The organism is Rhodococcus sp. PvR044 (assembly GCF_040548995.1).
Classification (GTDB): domain Bacteria; phylum Actinomycetota; class Actinomycetes; order Mycobacteriales; family Mycobacteriaceae; genus Rhodococcus_G; species Rhodococcus_G oryzae.
The window spans coordinates 18985-33340 of sequence record NZ_JBEPSX010000020.1 but is presented as its reverse complement, the minus strand read 5'-3'; the positions used below and the strand labels follow the sequence as shown (position 1 = coordinate 33340).

Here is a 14356-nt window from a genome sequence, read left to right as displayed (position 1 = left end):
GCGGTCTGCCGGTCACGAGGTACATCGAGAACACAAAAAAGCCCCCCTCGAATGAGGGGGGCTCTTCTTGTGGTCCCGGCTGGGATCGAACCAGCGACCTTCCGCGTGTGAAGCGGACGCTCTCCCACTGAGCCACGGGACCGAGCCGCGCGTTGAACTCTCGCGGCCGGACGGGATGGAACATTAACACGACTTCCGTGGAAGTGAAAAACCGCTGTCCGACCCCGTCCCCATCCCCGTCGAACCACGTCCCTGTTCCCGGCGAACCCTTGTTCTCTGTCGCCCGATCCTCCGACCTGACGGCAGCAAGGAAACAGGAGCCCACCCCCGTCCATGCGCGGCAAGAGTGCAGTCAATGCGCTGCACTCGATCCCCGATTCCGTCACTGAACTGGCGATTTGTGACTACACACCCCGTGGGCTAATGTTTCATCTCGCACCACGGAGGCAGCAACGCCGCCCCCGGAAGTGCAATGCGGATGTAGCGCAGTGGTAGCGCATCACCTTGCCAAGGTGAGGGTCGCGGGTTCGAATCCCGTCATCCGCTCTCGAGGTTGGACTCGACCTTGACGGTGGAGTGGCCGAGTGGTGAGGCAACGGCCTGCAAAGCCGTGCACACGGGTTCGATTCCCGTCTCCACCTCGCGCGATTAGCTCAGCGGGAGAGCGCTTCCCTGACACGGAAGAGGTCACTGGTTCAATCCCAGTATCGCGCACGAAGGAAAAGGCACCCGGACGGGTGCCTTTTCTGTACACGCACTGTCGGACCTACACAATGGGTCCGGGAGTGCACAATGCGGATGTAGCGCAGTGGTAGCGCATCACCTTGCCAAGGTGAGGGTCGCGGGTTCGAATCCCGTCATCCGCTCGTTTGGGCCGGACCAGGTTCCGGCTTCTCGCGCGATTAGCTCAGCGGGAGAGCGCTTCCCTGACACGGAAGAGGTCACTGGTTCAATCCCAGTATCGCGCACCAGCACTGAAAGCCCCGGCCACCGGCCGGGGCTTTCGTCGTTTCGGGGCAGCGGCGGGGTGAACGTCGGGTGAACACCGAGTCGGCCGAGCCTGTCGAGTTGAACGACCGTTCACATTAAGGTTTGCTCGTCCGGACACCGAACGATGCGACCCGAGGACTGTGATGGAGTTCAACCAGATCGATCGCCGCCGATTCCTGGCAGGCGCCGCCGCGGCGGGCGCCGCCCTGCCGCTGGCAGCGATGGCACCCGGGATCGCGGCCGCCGCCGACACCAAGCCCGCCGCAGGCACCGGCAAGTTCCCGTTCCCCACGGACACCAACCTCCGGGTGCTGATCACCGGGGACGCGGGCACCGGCACCAAGGCACAGTGGGCGGTGGCCGACGCGATTCGCGATCTGCACAGTCGCGAGCCCTTCTCGATGGCGCTCGGCCTCGGCGACAACATCTACGAGATGGGGCCGACCAACGAAAACGACACCCAGTTCGCGGCGAAGTTCGAGGACCCCAACCACGACCTCGACTTCCCCTGGGTGATGGCACTCGGCAACCACGACAACAGCGCGATCTTCCCCGGCGACGGCGGCTGGCTGTTGCGCGGCGACGAAGAGGTGGACTACCACCCGCTCTCCCGGCGGTGGTGGATGCCCAGCCGCTATTACTCGGTCCGCATTCCCGAGAAGAACCCTGTGGTCGAGTTCTTCGTCCTCGACATGAACCCGGTCGCCGCCATGCTGCCCCCGATCCTCGCGCCCTACTGGGCTGCGGACGGGCAGTTCATGAACGAGCAGCGCGCGTGGCTGGACGCGGCGATCGCCGCGTCACCGGCCAAGTGGAAGATCGCCTGCGCGCACCACCCCTATCTGAGCAACGGATCCCACGGCAACGCGGGCAAGTACGACGGGATGCCGGTACCGCCCGCGAACGGCGCCGACGCGAAGAAGTTCTATGAGGAGCACGTCCTCGGGCGGTGCCAGTTCCTCCTCGCCGGACACGATCACTCGCTGCAGGTCCTCGAGCCGACCGTCGAGTCCAAGGGCACCCGTCAGATCGTCTCCGGCGCCGCAGGGAAGACCAGCAGCGGCAAGGCCAGCTCCACCACGAACAAGAGCCTCTTCGAGAACTTCGCGGACGTCGGATTCATGGTGATGGACCTCTCGCCCACCGCCGCCACGCTCCGCGTCTACACGGTCGACATCACGACCTCGAAGGCGAAGGAAGTGTTCAACCGCCGCCTGTAACAACCGAGGCGTACCCCTCCGGATCGACCCGGAGGGACAATGGCCTCATGGTCTTTCGGGTGCTCGCCGAGGCGACGATGACCGTGCACTTCGCGTTCCTGGTGTACGTCGTCGCCGGCGGGTTCCTGGCCTGGCGGTGGCCGTGGGCGATCTGGCCGCATCTCGTGCTCGCCGGCTGGGGCTTCTCGACCATCGTGTTCGGCCTCGACTGCCCGCTCACCGCCCTGGAGAACTGGGCCAGGCACGAGGCAGGCGAACAGGGGCTGCGCACCGGCTTCATCGACACCTACCTGACCGGTGTCGTCTATCCGGAGCGGTACACCGCGCTGCTGCAGATGCTCGCCGGGCTCGTGGTCCTCGTGTCCTGGACCGGGTTCCTCATCCGGCGCAGGCATCCGGCCCGGGCCCGGGTCACCGCGCCGAACTGATCGCACCCCTCGGGTCGACGAGGCCGCGCAGGGTCCGCCTGGCCGCCCTGCCCTCCGGCGTCGGCAGCAGCGGGTAGACGTGCAACATGTCCCGCTCCTCGTGGTACTCGAACTCGGTGTTGCTGAGCGCGATTCGCTCGCGCAGCCGCCGCGCGTCCGCGTTGAGGATGTCGCGGGTGCCGGTGAACACCGTGATGTGCCCCAGGTCGTCGAGGTCGGCGTTGATCGGGCTCACCCGGACGTCCGCCGGCTCCAGTGCGCCGCGGTACGCCTCGCCCGCCACCCGCAGCCCGTCCGGACTCAGCCACGGGTCGTGTGCCGCGAGGCCGGCGATGGCCGGGTGGTCGGCGGTGATGTCGAGCCACGGCGAGATCAACACCGTGCGCCGCGGCGGCGCGAGGGTGCGTTCCCGCAGCGCCACCGCGACGGCCAGCGCCATGCCCCCACCCGAGGAGTCGCCGAGCAGGGAGAACCGCTCGGCACCGCACTCCCCCATCAGGCATTCGGCGAGGTCGGCGGCCGCCGGCACCACGACGTCCGCGGTCGCAGACGGCGCGAGCGGATAGATCGGGACCACCACCTCCATCGGCAACGACTGGGCCAGATCCGCGACCAGCAGCCAGTGTTGCCGGGTGATCTCGCGGAAGTAGGAGCCACCGTGGAGGTAGAGCGCGCTGTCCAGATCCCGCCGCGACGCGCCGTGCGCGGCCACCGAGTACACCGGCCAGCCGGCGCCGGTGCGCTCCAATCGGATGTCGACCCGCCGGTCGAGCCCGCGGGGCGGGCTGAACGAACGGGGCCGCAACGCCCGGCCCGCGATCTCGCGGCGGGTGGCCTCGGCGCCCACCCGCCTGCTGCCCCGCAACGCGAGCGCCGCGGGCATCAATCGGCTTGCCAGGCTGGTCATCAGCTCACGCTCGCGTGCCCGGCGATGAGATCGCGGTACCAGAAATAGGAGTCCTTCGGCGTCCGGGCGAGGGTCTCGTAGTCGATGTGGACGAGCCCGAATCGCTCCTTGTACCCGGCCGCCCACTCGAAATTGTCGAAGATCGACCAGGCGAAGTAGCCCCGCACGTCGACGCCGTCCTCGATCGCCGCCCGGACCGCATGCAGGTGTTCACGGTGGTAGTCGATCCGCCGACGGTCGTCGACCCGGCCGTTCTCGTCGGGGTCGTCGTCGTGGAACGACGCCCCGCTCTCGGTGATGTAGATCGGCGGCAGCGCGTCACCGAACCGGTCCGCGAAGATCCCGAGGATCTCACGCAGCCCCGCGGGGACGATCGGCCAGCCGAAGTCCGTCCGCTCGTAGCCCTCGAGTGCGACCGGCTGGAACGGCATCCCCGGCGGCAGGTCCACCTCGAGGACCCCGCTGCTGCCCTCATCGGAGGTGGGCGCGGCGATCAGCGTCGGCTCGTAGTAGTTGATGCCGAACCAGTCGAGCGGCTGCGAGATCACCTTCAGGTCCTCGGCGACCGGCCCCTGCAGCGCCGCGGCCAACTCCTCCGCCGGATAGCTGCCCCGCAGGACCGGATCGGCGAACGTCCAGTTCACGATGTGGTCGTAGATCTCGGCGGCGGCGACATCGGCCTCCGAATCACTGGCCGCGTGTACAGGCGCGTGGTTGGAGGCGATCCCGAGGTTGCCGCAGCCCGCCGCGCGCAGCGCCTGCACCGACAGCCCGTGGCCGAGCAGCTGGTGGTGGGCGGCCTGCAGTGCGCCGAAGCCCAGTTCCTGGCCGGGGGCATGCACGCCGAGCGCGTGCCCGTACAGGGTGTGCACGACCGGCTCGTTCAACGGCATCCACATGCGCACGCGATCGCCGAGCCTGCGACCGACGATGTCGGCGTACTCGGCCAGTCGATAGGAGGTCTCGCGGTTGAGCCAGCCGCCCGCCTCCTGCAGCTCGACCGGCAGGTCCCAGTGGAACAGGGTGACGGCCGGATCGATCCCGGCCGCGACGAGCTCGTCGACGAGGCGGTCGTAGAAGTCCAGACCCTCCTCGTTGACCGGACCACGGCCGGTGGGCTGCACCCGGGACCAGGAGACGGACAGCCGGTAGGCGTCGACGCCGAGGTCGCGCATCAGCCCGACGTCCTCGCGGTAGCGGTGGTAGTGGTCGATGGCGACGACTCCCGTCTCGCCTCCGACGATAACGCCGGGCCGCTCGCAGTACTCGTCCCAGATCGAGCGGCCCCGCCCACCCTCATCCACCGCGCCCTCGATCTGATAGGCGGCGGTGGCGACCCCCCACAGAAAGCCATGAGGGAACGTCGGATTGGTTTCAGTCGCAGTCATGAGCCGAGTTTGCCGAAATGTTGGACGCGCGTCCAGTGCGGTGCTTGAATTCATCAACACACCGCCCGAACGGGCCCGGCGAAAGCACACTGGCCTCATGACGCTCCCCACCCCCGCATTGCGGGCCGCTCGCGTGTCGACCGCCGTTGGCTTCGGCCTGCAGGGCATGTTCCTCGCCGCACTCCTGACGCAGCTCCCCCAGTTCAAGGACCGGTACGGCTTCGACGACTCCACCATCGTCGTCGCGGTGGTGCTGGTCTCGCTGGTCGCGGCCGTCGGCAGCGTGATCGCCGAGTACCTGGCGACCAGGACCTCGAGCAAGACCACCCTGCGAGCGGGTCTGTTCGTCATCGCCTGCGCAGGCACCGGGATCGCCTTCGCGCCGTCCCCCGCCGCGTTCTTCACCGGGTTCGCCGTGTACGGCATCGGCCTCGGCATGGTCGACGCGGCCACCAACATGCAGGCCGTGGCGATCCAGCACCGCTACGGCCGGTCGATCCTGTCCTCGTTCCACGGCGCGTGGAGCGTCGGCGCCATCGTCGGTGCCCTGTACGTCTCGGCCTGCTCGGCGCTCGAGGTGAGCCTGCCGGTGTCGATCTTCGGCGCCGCGCTCGGGGTCGCCGCCGGCACGCTGCTGATCGGTCCGCGACTGCTCGAGGTCGGACCCGAGGCCGAGGCGACCACGTCCGCCGCACCGCTGACGATCCCGATGCGCCCGTTCCTCGCCCTCGGTGCGGCGATGGCGCTGTTCTTCGCCATCGACTTCAGCGTCGGCAACTGGTCGGCGCTGTACCTCAAGGACCTGCTGCTCGCCAGCGCCAGTACGGCGGCCCTCGCGGTCGCCGCGTATCAGACCGCGGGCCTCGTCTCCCGCCTGACCGGCGACTTCTGGGTGCGACGCCACGGCGAGGTCGCGGTGGTCCGGGTCGGCTCGGCGATCGCCGCGCTCGGGCTCGTCGTCGTGATCGTCGCGCAGAGCCCGACCGTCGCGATCATCGGGTTCCTCATCGTCGGACTCGGCGCGCCGGTCATCGCCCCGCTGTGCTTCAGCGCCGCAGGCAGGCTCGCCCCGCCCGACCAGACGGACGCCGTGATCGCCCGACTCAACCTGTTCAACTACGCGGGCACATTGGTCGGCGGCGCCATCGTCGGCGCGGTCGCGGCCGTCTCCAATCTGCGAATCGGCTTCGTCCTGCCGCTGCTGTTCGCGGTGGCCCTGTTCCTGCTGGCCCCCGCGTTCCGGCCCAAACGGGTCGCCGCAGGGGCCGATTCCGCCGACCTGACGCGTGTGGTCGACTAGACGCATGCCCTCTCAGTTCGCCGTCGTCCGCGCCATCTCATCCGACGCGGCCGAGCTCGCCGCCGTTGCCGCCGAGACCTTCCCGCTGGCGTGCCCGCCGTCCGCGACCGAGGCCGACATCGCGGACTTCATCACCACGGTGTTGTCCCAGGCCCGCTTCACCGAGTATCTGGCCGCGCCGGACCGAACGGTGCTCAAGGCCGTCGGCGCGGACGGGATCACCGGCTACGCGATTCTCGTCGACGGCACCCCCTACGACCCCGATGTCCGGGCGGCGGTCACGCTGCTGCCGACCATGGAGATCAGCAAGCTGTACGTGCTGCCTGACCGGCACGGGGACGGGGTGTCGGTGGCGCTGATGACCGCGGCGCTGGACCACGCTCGCGCTCTCGACGCCGCGGGTGTCTGGCTCGGGGTGAACCAGGAGAACACGCGGGCGCAGCGCTTCTACGCCAAGCACGGGTTCGAGCGGGTCGGCACCAAGACGTTCCTGGTCGGCGAGCAGCTGCACCACGACTTCGTGATGCAGCGAGCGGTCTAGGCAGCGACCTCGAAGCGGGACAGCGCGAGCAACCGCGAGGTCGCGCGCAGGTACTTCTTCCGGTAGCCGCCCGCGAGCATCTCCGGGGTGAAGATCTCGTCCAGCTTGGCGCCGGACACGGTGACCGGGATGCTCGCGTCGTACAGACGGTCGGCGAGCACGACCAGTCGCAGCGCGACGGACTGGTCCTGGGCCGGGCGCACGCCCCGCAGGAACACCGCCGGCACGTCCGCGATCAGCTTGTTGTAGCGCGAGGGGTGCAGGGTGCTCAGGTGCGCGCACAGTGCGTCGAAGTCGTCGAGGGTCGCGCCGGGGACCCCGTCGGCGCGGTCTGTGAGCTCGGCGTCCGAGATCGGCTCCGGCGCGGGCGGCAGATCGCGGTGGCGGTAGTCGGGGCCGTCCACCCGGATCGTCTCGAAGATCGACCCGAGCTTCTTGATCTCCCGCAGGAAGTCCTGGGCCGCGAACCGGCCCTCGCCCAGCTGACCGGGCAGGGTGTTGGAAGTGGCCACGATCGACACGCCGCGCGCGGACAGCTCGGTGAGCAGGCGCGAGACGAGCATGGTGTCGCCCGGATCGTCGAGCTCGAACTCGTCGATGCAGAGCACGCTGTGGCCGGAGAGCTGCTCGACCGCGTTGTTGAAGCCGAGCGCGCCGACCACGTGGGTGAGCTCGACGAACGTCCCGAACGCCTTCGGCGAGGGCACGCTGTGGAAGATCGATGCCAGCAGGTGGGTCTTGCCGACGCCGAAGCCGCCGTCGAGGTACAGGCCCGCGCCGCTGGCCTGGGCCTTCTTGCCGAACAACCCACGCCGTCCGCCGGAACGGATCTTCGTCACCTTGGCCGCGAACTCCTCGGCCTTGTGCACGGCAGCCGCCTGGCTCGGCTCGTTCGGGTCGGGGATGTAGGAGGCGAAACTGACCTCGTCGAACATCGCCGGCGGGACCATTTGGGCGATCAGCTGGTCCGCCTGAACCACCGGACTGCGATCAACAAGACGCTCGTGCATGCATGGAGGTTATCGACGTGCTGTCATCTCCCATATGCAGCGCCTCGATATTGCGACCCACCTCACACCGCTCGACGACGATAAACTCCGCGACCTGCACGTCTATCCGGACACGACGTCCGCGCCGTGGGTCCGGGTCAACTTCGTCTCCAGCATCGACGGCGCGGTGAGCGCCGACGGGACGTCCGCGGGACTGGGTACTCCGGCCGACAAGCGCCTGTTCGGCGTCCTGCGCGAGCTGGCCGACGTGATCCTGGTCGGCGCAGGAACGGTGCGGGCCGAGAACTACGGCGGCGCCCGGGTCACGGCGGAGCGCCGCGCACGCAGACGCGAGCGCGGCCAGGCGGACGTGCCGCCCATCGCCGTCGTCACCGCGAGTGCCGACATCGACCCTGCGTCCCGCTTGCTGACCGACAACACCACCGCACCCCTGATCCTCACCACCGCCGACGCACCCCGGGATCGGAAGGCCGGGCTCGAGGCGGCGGGCGCGCGGGTTCTCGAACTCGGCGAGTCCACCGTGCCGCCTGCGGCGATCCTCGACACCCTCCACGGGCTCGGCCTCGCACGCGTGCTGTGTGAGGGCGGGCCGGGACTGTTCGGACAGCTGCTGGCGGCCGACGCCGTCGACGAGCTGTGCCTGACCACGGCCCCACTCCTGGTCGCCGGTACCGCACCGCGGATCGCCTTTTCCCCCGACGCCGCCCCGACCGCGATGCGACGGGCGCACCTGCTCGGGGACGAGGACGGCACGCTGCTCGCGCGCTGGGTACGCGAGCGGAACGGCTGAGCGACCTGGCAGGCTGTGCACCGTGACATCCCCACTGCGCAGGACGTGGCCGCTCGCCGTGGTACTCGCCGTCTGCTGCGCCTGCAGCGTCGGGCCGAGCGTTCGCCCCGATGTCGCGGTCGCGCAGCGTCCGGGAGAGACGACGGGCCGGACCGCCGACGCCGAGCAGGAGCCGCCCCCGCTCGAGGTGCCCCGCACGGATCTCGACTGGAGCGACTGCACCCGCACCACCCTGGACACGCTCGGTCTCGGACCTGGACCGGCAGGGCTGATCATCGAATGCGCACAGCTCGCGGCCCCGATCGACCAGTCCTCCCCGATCCCCGGCACCTTCAGCCTCGGGGTATCCAGGGCCAGGCTCCCGCAGACCCCGGCCGACGCCGGCCCGCTCGTCCTCACCTCCGGCGCGGACCGGGCCTCCACCGCCACCCTCGCGGCGTTGGCCGCGGGTCCCATCACCGACCTGCTGGCCACCCGGCCGGTGGTGGCCGTTGACCGTCGCGGGATCGGGACCTCGACCACCATCGAGTGCATCGACACCCCTGGCCTGCGCAAGGCCATGCTCGACCTCGGCCAGTTCTCCCCGCCCGACCCCGACGGCGGCGACGCCGCGGACAAGGTGATGACGCTCAGCCGCGACGCCACGGTCGGCTGCACCGACTTCCTGCAGCCGCAGGAACTGGACTTCGACGCCGCACACGCCGCGGACGACCTCGAGCAGCTGCGCAAGGCATGGGGCGTCGAGCGGTTGGGCCTGCTCACCACCGGAAACGGCGCGGCAGTCGGGCTCTCGTACGCGGCGCAGCACCCGGATCGGCTCTCCCGGCTCGTCCTCGACGCCCCCGGTTCGGTTCGCGCCGACGCCGTGACCGCCGCCGAGTCCCGCGTCGCGGGGCAGGAGGCGGCGCTGGCCGCCTTCGCCCGGCAGTGCGCCGCGCTCGCCTGCTCGCTTGGCCCCGATCCCCGGTCGGCGGTGGCCGACCTGGTCCGCCGCGCGTCGGCGGGCGAGCTGGCCCCGGTCTCCTCGAACGGAGTACTGACCGCCCTCACCGGCTTCCTCGGCGCACCGCGCGGCGATCAGCAGGCCCGCGTCCGCGAGTTCTCGGACGTACTGGCCGCGGCAGGCCGCGGCGACGTCGGCCCGCTCGACTCCCTCATCGGGCACACCGCGGCCGCCACCGACTCGGACGGGCAGTTCATCGCGCGCTGCTCCGACGGAAGTCAGTGGCCGACGCCAGGCCGGGCCCGTGAGCTGCGGACCGCCTGGGCCGAGCAGTACCCGGTCTTCGGGCCGGACGCCGCGCTCTCGCTGCTGCTGTGCACGGCGTGGCCCACCACTCCGCCGCCGGAGCTGCCCGCCACACTCGACGTCGCGGTGCTCACGCTCAGCGGGGCCGCGGACCCGGTCGTCGGCAGCGCCGGGGCCGGCTCCGTGACCGGGGCGGTCGCGGCCGCTGGTGCCGCCAACGCGACCGTCGCCTGGCTCGGCAGCGGGCATCCGGTGTCGACGCATTCCGGCTGCGGGCAGCTCGCCATCGCGGGGTACGCGGGCACCGGCGTGCTGCCCCCGGACGGCGGCGCCTGCCCGGGCTGAGGCGGCGTCGCGGAGTGTCAACCGAACGCCCGGCCGCCCGCTCGGTGTACCGTGCCACGGTGTTCCTTCGACATCTCGAACCGCGCACCGGCCGGACGACCGCAGAGGTGGTCAAGTTCGCGCTGTGGCCGATCGCCATCATGACGGTGCTGCATCGAGTGCTCGTCAAGGCGGTGAACGGGTTCCGGACGGACGACTTCGCGCCGGTCTACAAGGCGGCACTTGCCTTCCTCAATCACCGGCCGGTCTACACCGCAAACTTCAACTGGGTGGATCCGCACTACCTGTACCCACCCAGCGGAACCCTGCTGATCGCCCCGATCGCGCTCATCGATCCGGAGCGCTCGCGCTGGCTGTTCATCCTCGTGAACGCGGCGGCCATCATCGTCGCCGGCTACCTGATGCTGAAGATGTTCAACCTGGCGCTCGACTCCATCGCTGCGCCGATCCTGCTGTTCGCGATGTTCGCGTCCGAGACCGTCACCAACACCCTGGTCTTCACCAATATCAACGGCCTCGTCCTGCTCGGCGAGGTGGCGTTCATGTACCTGCTGCTGCGCAAGAAGGACGCGTGGTCGGGCGTCGCGCTCGGATTGACGTTCGCGGTCAAACCCGTGCTCTGGCCTCTGCTGCTGCTGCCGCTGGTGAGCAAGCAGTGGAAGGTCTTCGTGACCGCGCTCGGCATCCCGCTGATCCTCACCGCGATCGCCTGGCCGCTGTCGGCCGACCCGATGGACTTCGTGCGGCGCACCGCGCCATACCTGGCGGAGTCCCGCGACTACTTCAACAGCGCGATCGTCGGCAACGGCGCCTACTACGGACTGCCCGACCTGCTGGTCCTGGGGCTGCGGGCCATGTTCGGCGTGATGGTTCTTGTGTCGCTGTGGCTGCTGTACCGCTACTACCGCGACGATCAGCTCTTCTTCGTCACCACCGCCTCCGGTGTGCTGCTGACCGCGTCGTTCCTGCTCGGCTCGCTCGGCCAGATGTACTACTCGATGATGATGTTCCCGCTGCTGATGAGCGTGGTGCTGCGGAACTCGGTGATGCGGAACTGGCCCGCCTGGCTGGCGGTCTACGGGTTCATGAGCTACGACAGCTGGCTGTCACTGCGGTGGCCTGCCGCGGGCCGCGCCGCCGAGTACATGAAGACCACCCTCGGCTGGAGCCTGCTCCTCATCGTGATCTTCGCGGTCCTGCTCGGCCGGTACCTCATCGCGAAGCGCGAGAACAGGCTGGACGGCGGCATCGACCCGGCATTCCTGATCGAGGAGCGCACGAAGGTCGCCGTCGGCTGAGCCGACACATGTAGCCGTCGGCTGAGCCGACAAGTGTGGACCGCCTGAGTACCGTGGTGCCATGAGTTCCGCGGCAGATCCGGCACCCGTCCAGTTCACCGACGCGCAGTGGCGCGAACGCCTGAGCCCCGAGGAGTACGCGGTGCTCCGCGAGGCGGGCACCGAACGCCCGTTCGTCGGCGAGTACACCGACACCACCACCGTCGGCGAGTACCACTGCCGGGCGTGCGACGCGCTGCTGTTCACCAGCACGGAGAAGTTCGAATCCCATTGCGGGTGGCCGTCCTTCTTCGACCCGGCAGACTCCGACGCGGTGATCCTGCGCGAGGACACCACCCTCGGGATGCGCCGGGTCGAGGTGCTGTGCGCGAACTGCCACAGCCACCTCGGCCACGTCTTCGAGGGCGAGGGCTATCCCACCCCCACCGATCAGCGCTACTGCATCAACTCGATCTCGCTTCGCATGGTGCCGCAGGGCTGAGTCGCGCTCACTTCGGGGCGAACATCTTCTCGATGATCGTCTTGGCGATGGTGCTGGCCGGGTCCTGACCGTTGGCGCCGGGCGCGAGGTTGGTCCAGACGACCAGCGTGATGCCGCTCTCCTCGTCGGAGCCCATGAACGAGTTGTAGCCGGGCAGTTCGCCGGTGTGGCCGTAGAGCGGGCCCATCTTGGCGATCGCCCAGCCGTAGCCCGGTCCGTCCGGCGTGCTCGGGTCGACCGGCTGCACGCTCGCGAGGCGGCGTGCCTGCATGTCCGTGTCGAGGGACTTGCCGTCGGCCAGGGCCTCCGCCCAGGTCGCGAGGTCGTGCGCGGTGGAGATGCCCGATCCTGCCGACCACGCCCAGGACGGGTTGCCGTCGGTGACGTCGTTCGGCGCCAGGGTGCCTGCAGTCGCGGCGGCCTGCATGTCCGGCGGAAGCGCGGGGTCGGTCATGGTCAGCACGTTGTCGCCGAACATGTAGCCGCGCGAGTACGGGGTGGGGATGGCGTTCGAGGTCAACGCGGGGAATTCGGTGTGTTCCAGGCCGACCGGGGTGAACAGCCGGTCCCGGAAGATCTCCGGCAGCGGCTTGCCGTCGAGTTGCTCGGCGATCAGGCCTAGCAGGACGAAGTTGGTGTTCGAGTAGTGATAGCCCTGCCCGGGCGGGAAGTACGGCGGATGCGCGAACGCCAGCGACAGCAATTCCTCAGGCGCCCACACCTTCTGCGGATCCCGGTCGAGGGACTCGTTCAGCTCGAGCGTCTCGCTGTAGTTGAACAGCCCGCTGCGCATGTTCAGCAGCTGCTCGATCGTGATGCCGTCGCCGGCGGGGACCTCGGGCCGGTATTTCGAGACCGGGTCCTCAAGAGCGAGCTTGCCCTCCTGCACCAGCTGCAGGATCACCGTTCCTGTCCAGGTCTTGGTGTTCGAGCCGACCCGGACGTGGTCGTCGAGGGTCACCGGCGCACCGCCGTCGCGTTCGGTCGTGCCGTAGGTGACTGTCTGCTCACCCTCAGGGGTGCGTAGCAACACCACCGCGCCGGGCACCATGAACTGCTTGGCGGCCTCCTGCACGGTCGACTGCAGGGTCGCATCGTCGATCGCGGGGGCGGACGCTGCGGGCGAGGCGGCTGCGGAGGTGGTGCCCGAGTCCGATCCGGTGTCCGAGGAACAGGCACCGAGCAGCAGGGTCAGGGCGAATGCGGCGCCGGCCGCTCGGAGATGGCGTGGTCGACAGGTCACCGCACGACGGTCCATGCCTGACGACCGTACGCCGCCGTGGTGCCGCGTACCGGCAAAACGGCGGGCCCGACGATCGTCGACGACGTCGCCGGGATCAGTCGCCGTCGACACCGGGTGGGGTCGTTGCCCAGTACGGGCGCCAGGCCGGCACCGCGAGGGGTGTCAGGCTTGCGAGGTGGTTGATGATTGCCCGTAGTCCCGGATGTGGGTTCGTTCTGGGGAGGATGAGCGAGAGCGGGTATGCGAGCGTCGGATTCACGATCGGGATGCGGCGCAGGTCGTGGTTCGTCGGCCAGATGTACCGGTCGCGTGCCCCGACGAGGGTGGCCACGTCTGCGGAGTCCGCGAGGGTGTCCAGGAGCACCTCGTCGCCGAAGTGCGGGCCCGCCGCGTCGATGCGGAGGTCGAATTCGGTGGCGAGCTGATCGTAGAAGTCCCCCCACTCGCTTCGGGGCGCGATACCCGGCACCCAGATCCGATGCCTGCGCAGTTGTGGTGGCGTCAGTGATCGTGCGGAGGCGAGGGGATGCCTCGGGCCGACAAGGAGTTCCAGCGGGGAGTCGAACGCGTGGATCATGCGCAGGTCGCGCGGCAACGCGGCCGGATCGGTGACCGTACGGAACGAGGCGTCGATATCGCCTGCTTCGACGGCGGCGACCACGACCCGAGGGTCGTTGACCTTGAGGGTCACCACGTCGAGCTCGGTGTCGGGATGCGACCGCCAATACTCGTGCAGGACAACGGCCTGCGCGGATCGCAGGCCGAGGACGTCGATCCGAAGGGCCCGCGAGCCCGGTCTGATCGCGGTGACGGCGCGATCGACACCCGTGACGATGCTTCGTGCGTGAGGAAGAAAGGCCTGGCCGTCGAGAGTCAGCTCGACCCCGCGGGCGGTACGGGTGAACAACCGGACCTCGAGCTCCCGCTCCAGGGTCGCGATCCGCTTCGAGACGGCCTGTTGCGTCACGCCCAGCTCGTTGGCCGCGTGTTGGAGCTGTCCGAGCTCAGCCGCCCGCACGAACGATCGCACTGCCTCGGTATCCATCGCCCCAGCCTATCCTTGCACAACCGATCGTTGTGGCTCGCCAGCGATGCAGTTGTTTGATCGGGCATCGGTGCGACTGATGTGATCGACAGACCCGAACATCGGTTGTTACGAAGGAGTC

13 protein-coding genes and 6 tRNA genes are annotated in these 14356 nt (G+C 69.1%); 13 read left to right on the top strand and 6 right to left on the bottom strand.

Translation table 11 applies throughout. The features are described from left to right. Positions 1–70: 70 nt before the first annotated feature. A tRNA-Val gene (locus ABIC28_RS26830) sits at positions 71–142 on the bottom strand. Positions 143–474: 332 nt separating this feature from the next. Here ABIC28_RS26830 and ABIC28_RS26825 point away from each other — a divergent pair. From ABIC28_RS26825 to ABIC28_RS26795, 7 genes are all read left to right on the top strand, one after another. After that, positions 475–546, top strand: a tRNA-Gly gene (locus ABIC28_RS26825). A gap of 24 nt (positions 547–570) precedes the next feature. Next, a tRNA-Cys gene (locus ABIC28_RS26820) sits at positions 571–641 on the top strand. Position 642: 1 nt separating this feature from the next. Further along, positions 643–714 (top strand) — tRNA-Val (locus ABIC28_RS26815). 80 nt (positions 715–794) lie between these two features. Continuing rightward, positions 795–866, top strand: a tRNA-Gly gene (locus ABIC28_RS26810). A 30-nt stretch (positions 867–896) separates the two neighbouring features. After that, positions 897–971, top strand: a tRNA-Val gene (locus tag ABIC28_RS26805). Positions 972–1130: 159 nt separating this feature from the next. Continuing rightward, positions 1131–2210 carry a metallophosphoesterase gene (locus ABIC28_RS26800; protein WP_097211313.1) on the top strand — a complete coding sequence of 360 codons (1080 nt, stop codon included), beginning with the start codon at positions 1131–1133 and terminating at the stop codon, positions 2208–2210. Positions 2211–2257: 47 nt separating this feature from the next. Further along, positions 2258–2638, top strand: coding sequence for a DUF2784 domain-containing protein (locus ABIC28_RS26795; RefSeq protein ID WP_097211312.1), 381 nt, complete (start codon positions 2258–2260; stop codon positions 2636–2638). On the opposite strand, the gene ABIC28_RS26790 is transcribed toward ABIC28_RS26795, so the two are convergent. Together ABIC28_RS26790 and ABIC28_RS26785 are read right to left on the bottom strand one after the other, a co-directional pair. Further along, on the bottom strand, positions 2622–3545 hold the full coding sequence (locus ABIC28_RS26790; RefSeq protein ID WP_097211311.1) for an alpha/beta hydrolase fold domain-containing protein: 924 nt from the start codon (positions 3543–3545) through the stop codon (positions 2622–2624). The genes ABIC28_RS26795 and ABIC28_RS26790 overlap by 17 nt on opposite strands. Further along, positions 3545–4933: a GH1 family beta-glucosidase gene (locus ABIC28_RS26785; RefSeq protein ID WP_354581760.1), complete on the bottom strand. Its 1389-nt coding sequence runs from the start codon at positions 4931–4933 to the stop codon at positions 3545–3547. The genes ABIC28_RS26790 and ABIC28_RS26785 overlap by 1 nt, the downstream gene beginning before the upstream one ends. On the opposite strand from ABIC28_RS26785, the gene ABIC28_RS26780 reads away from it, so the two are divergent. Together ABIC28_RS26780 and ABIC28_RS26775 are read left to right on the top strand one after the other, a co-directional pair. After that, positions 4932–6233 (top strand): MFS transporter, encoded by a 1302-nt coding sequence (locus tag ABIC28_RS26780; protein ID WP_209926197.1) that lies wholly within the window; start codon positions 4932–4934, stop codon positions 6231–6233. The two genes, ABIC28_RS26785 and ABIC28_RS26780, sit on opposite strands and share 2 nt — an antisense overlap. A gap of 4 nt (positions 6234–6237) precedes the next feature. Beyond that, positions 6238–6774, top strand: coding sequence for a GNAT family N-acetyltransferase (locus ABIC28_RS26775; RefSeq protein WP_354581757.1), 537 nt, complete (start codon positions 6238–6240; stop codon positions 6772–6774). Here ABIC28_RS26775 and zapE read toward each other — a convergent pair. Then, entirely contained in the window at positions 6771–7784 is a 1014-nt protein-coding gene (zapE, locus tag ABIC28_RS26770) for a cell division protein ZapE (protein WP_354581755.1), read from the bottom strand. The two genes, ABIC28_RS26775 and zapE, sit on opposite strands and share 4 nt — an antisense overlap. A 34-nt stretch (positions 7785–7818) precedes the next feature. On the opposite strand from zapE, the gene ABIC28_RS26765 reads away from it, so the two are divergent. The 4 genes from ABIC28_RS26765 (at position 7819) to msrB (ending at position 11947) form a co-directional block, all read left to right on the top strand. Then, positions 7819–8574 (top strand): pyrimidine reductase family protein, encoded by a 756-nt coding sequence (locus ABIC28_RS26765; protein WP_354581753.1) that lies wholly within the window; start codon positions 7819–7821, stop codon positions 8572–8574. A 22-nt stretch (positions 8575–8596) separates the two neighbouring features. Next, positions 8597–10168, top strand: a complete 1572-nt coding sequence (locus ABIC28_RS26760; protein ID WP_257017376.1) for an alpha/beta hydrolase — start codon at positions 8597–8599, stop codon at positions 10166–10168. A 59-nt stretch (positions 10169–10227) separates the two neighbouring features. Next, positions 10228–11466 (top strand): glycosyltransferase family 87 protein, encoded by a 1239-nt coding sequence (locus ABIC28_RS26755; RefSeq protein WP_179800511.1) that lies wholly within the window; start codon positions 10228–10230, stop codon positions 11464–11466. 61 nt (positions 11467–11527) lie between these two features. Further along, positions 11528–11947: a peptide-methionine (R)-S-oxide reductase MsrB gene (gene msrB, locus ABIC28_RS26750; protein ID WP_354581750.1), complete on the top strand. Its 420-nt coding sequence runs from the start codon at positions 11528–11530 to the stop codon at positions 11945–11947. Positions 11948–11954: 7 nt separating this feature from the next. On the opposite strand, the gene ABIC28_RS26745 is transcribed toward msrB, so the two are convergent. Continuing rightward, on the bottom strand, positions 11955–13205 hold the full coding sequence (locus ABIC28_RS26745; protein ID WP_354581748.1) for a serine hydrolase domain-containing protein: 1251 nt from the start codon (positions 13203–13205) through the stop codon (positions 11955–11957). 79 nt (positions 13206–13284) lie between these two features. Further along, positions 13285–14235 (bottom strand): LysR family transcriptional regulator, encoded by a 951-nt coding sequence (locus ABIC28_RS26740; protein WP_097211303.1) that lies wholly within the window; start codon positions 14233–14235, stop codon positions 13285–13287. Positions 14236–14356: the final 121 nt, after the last annotated feature.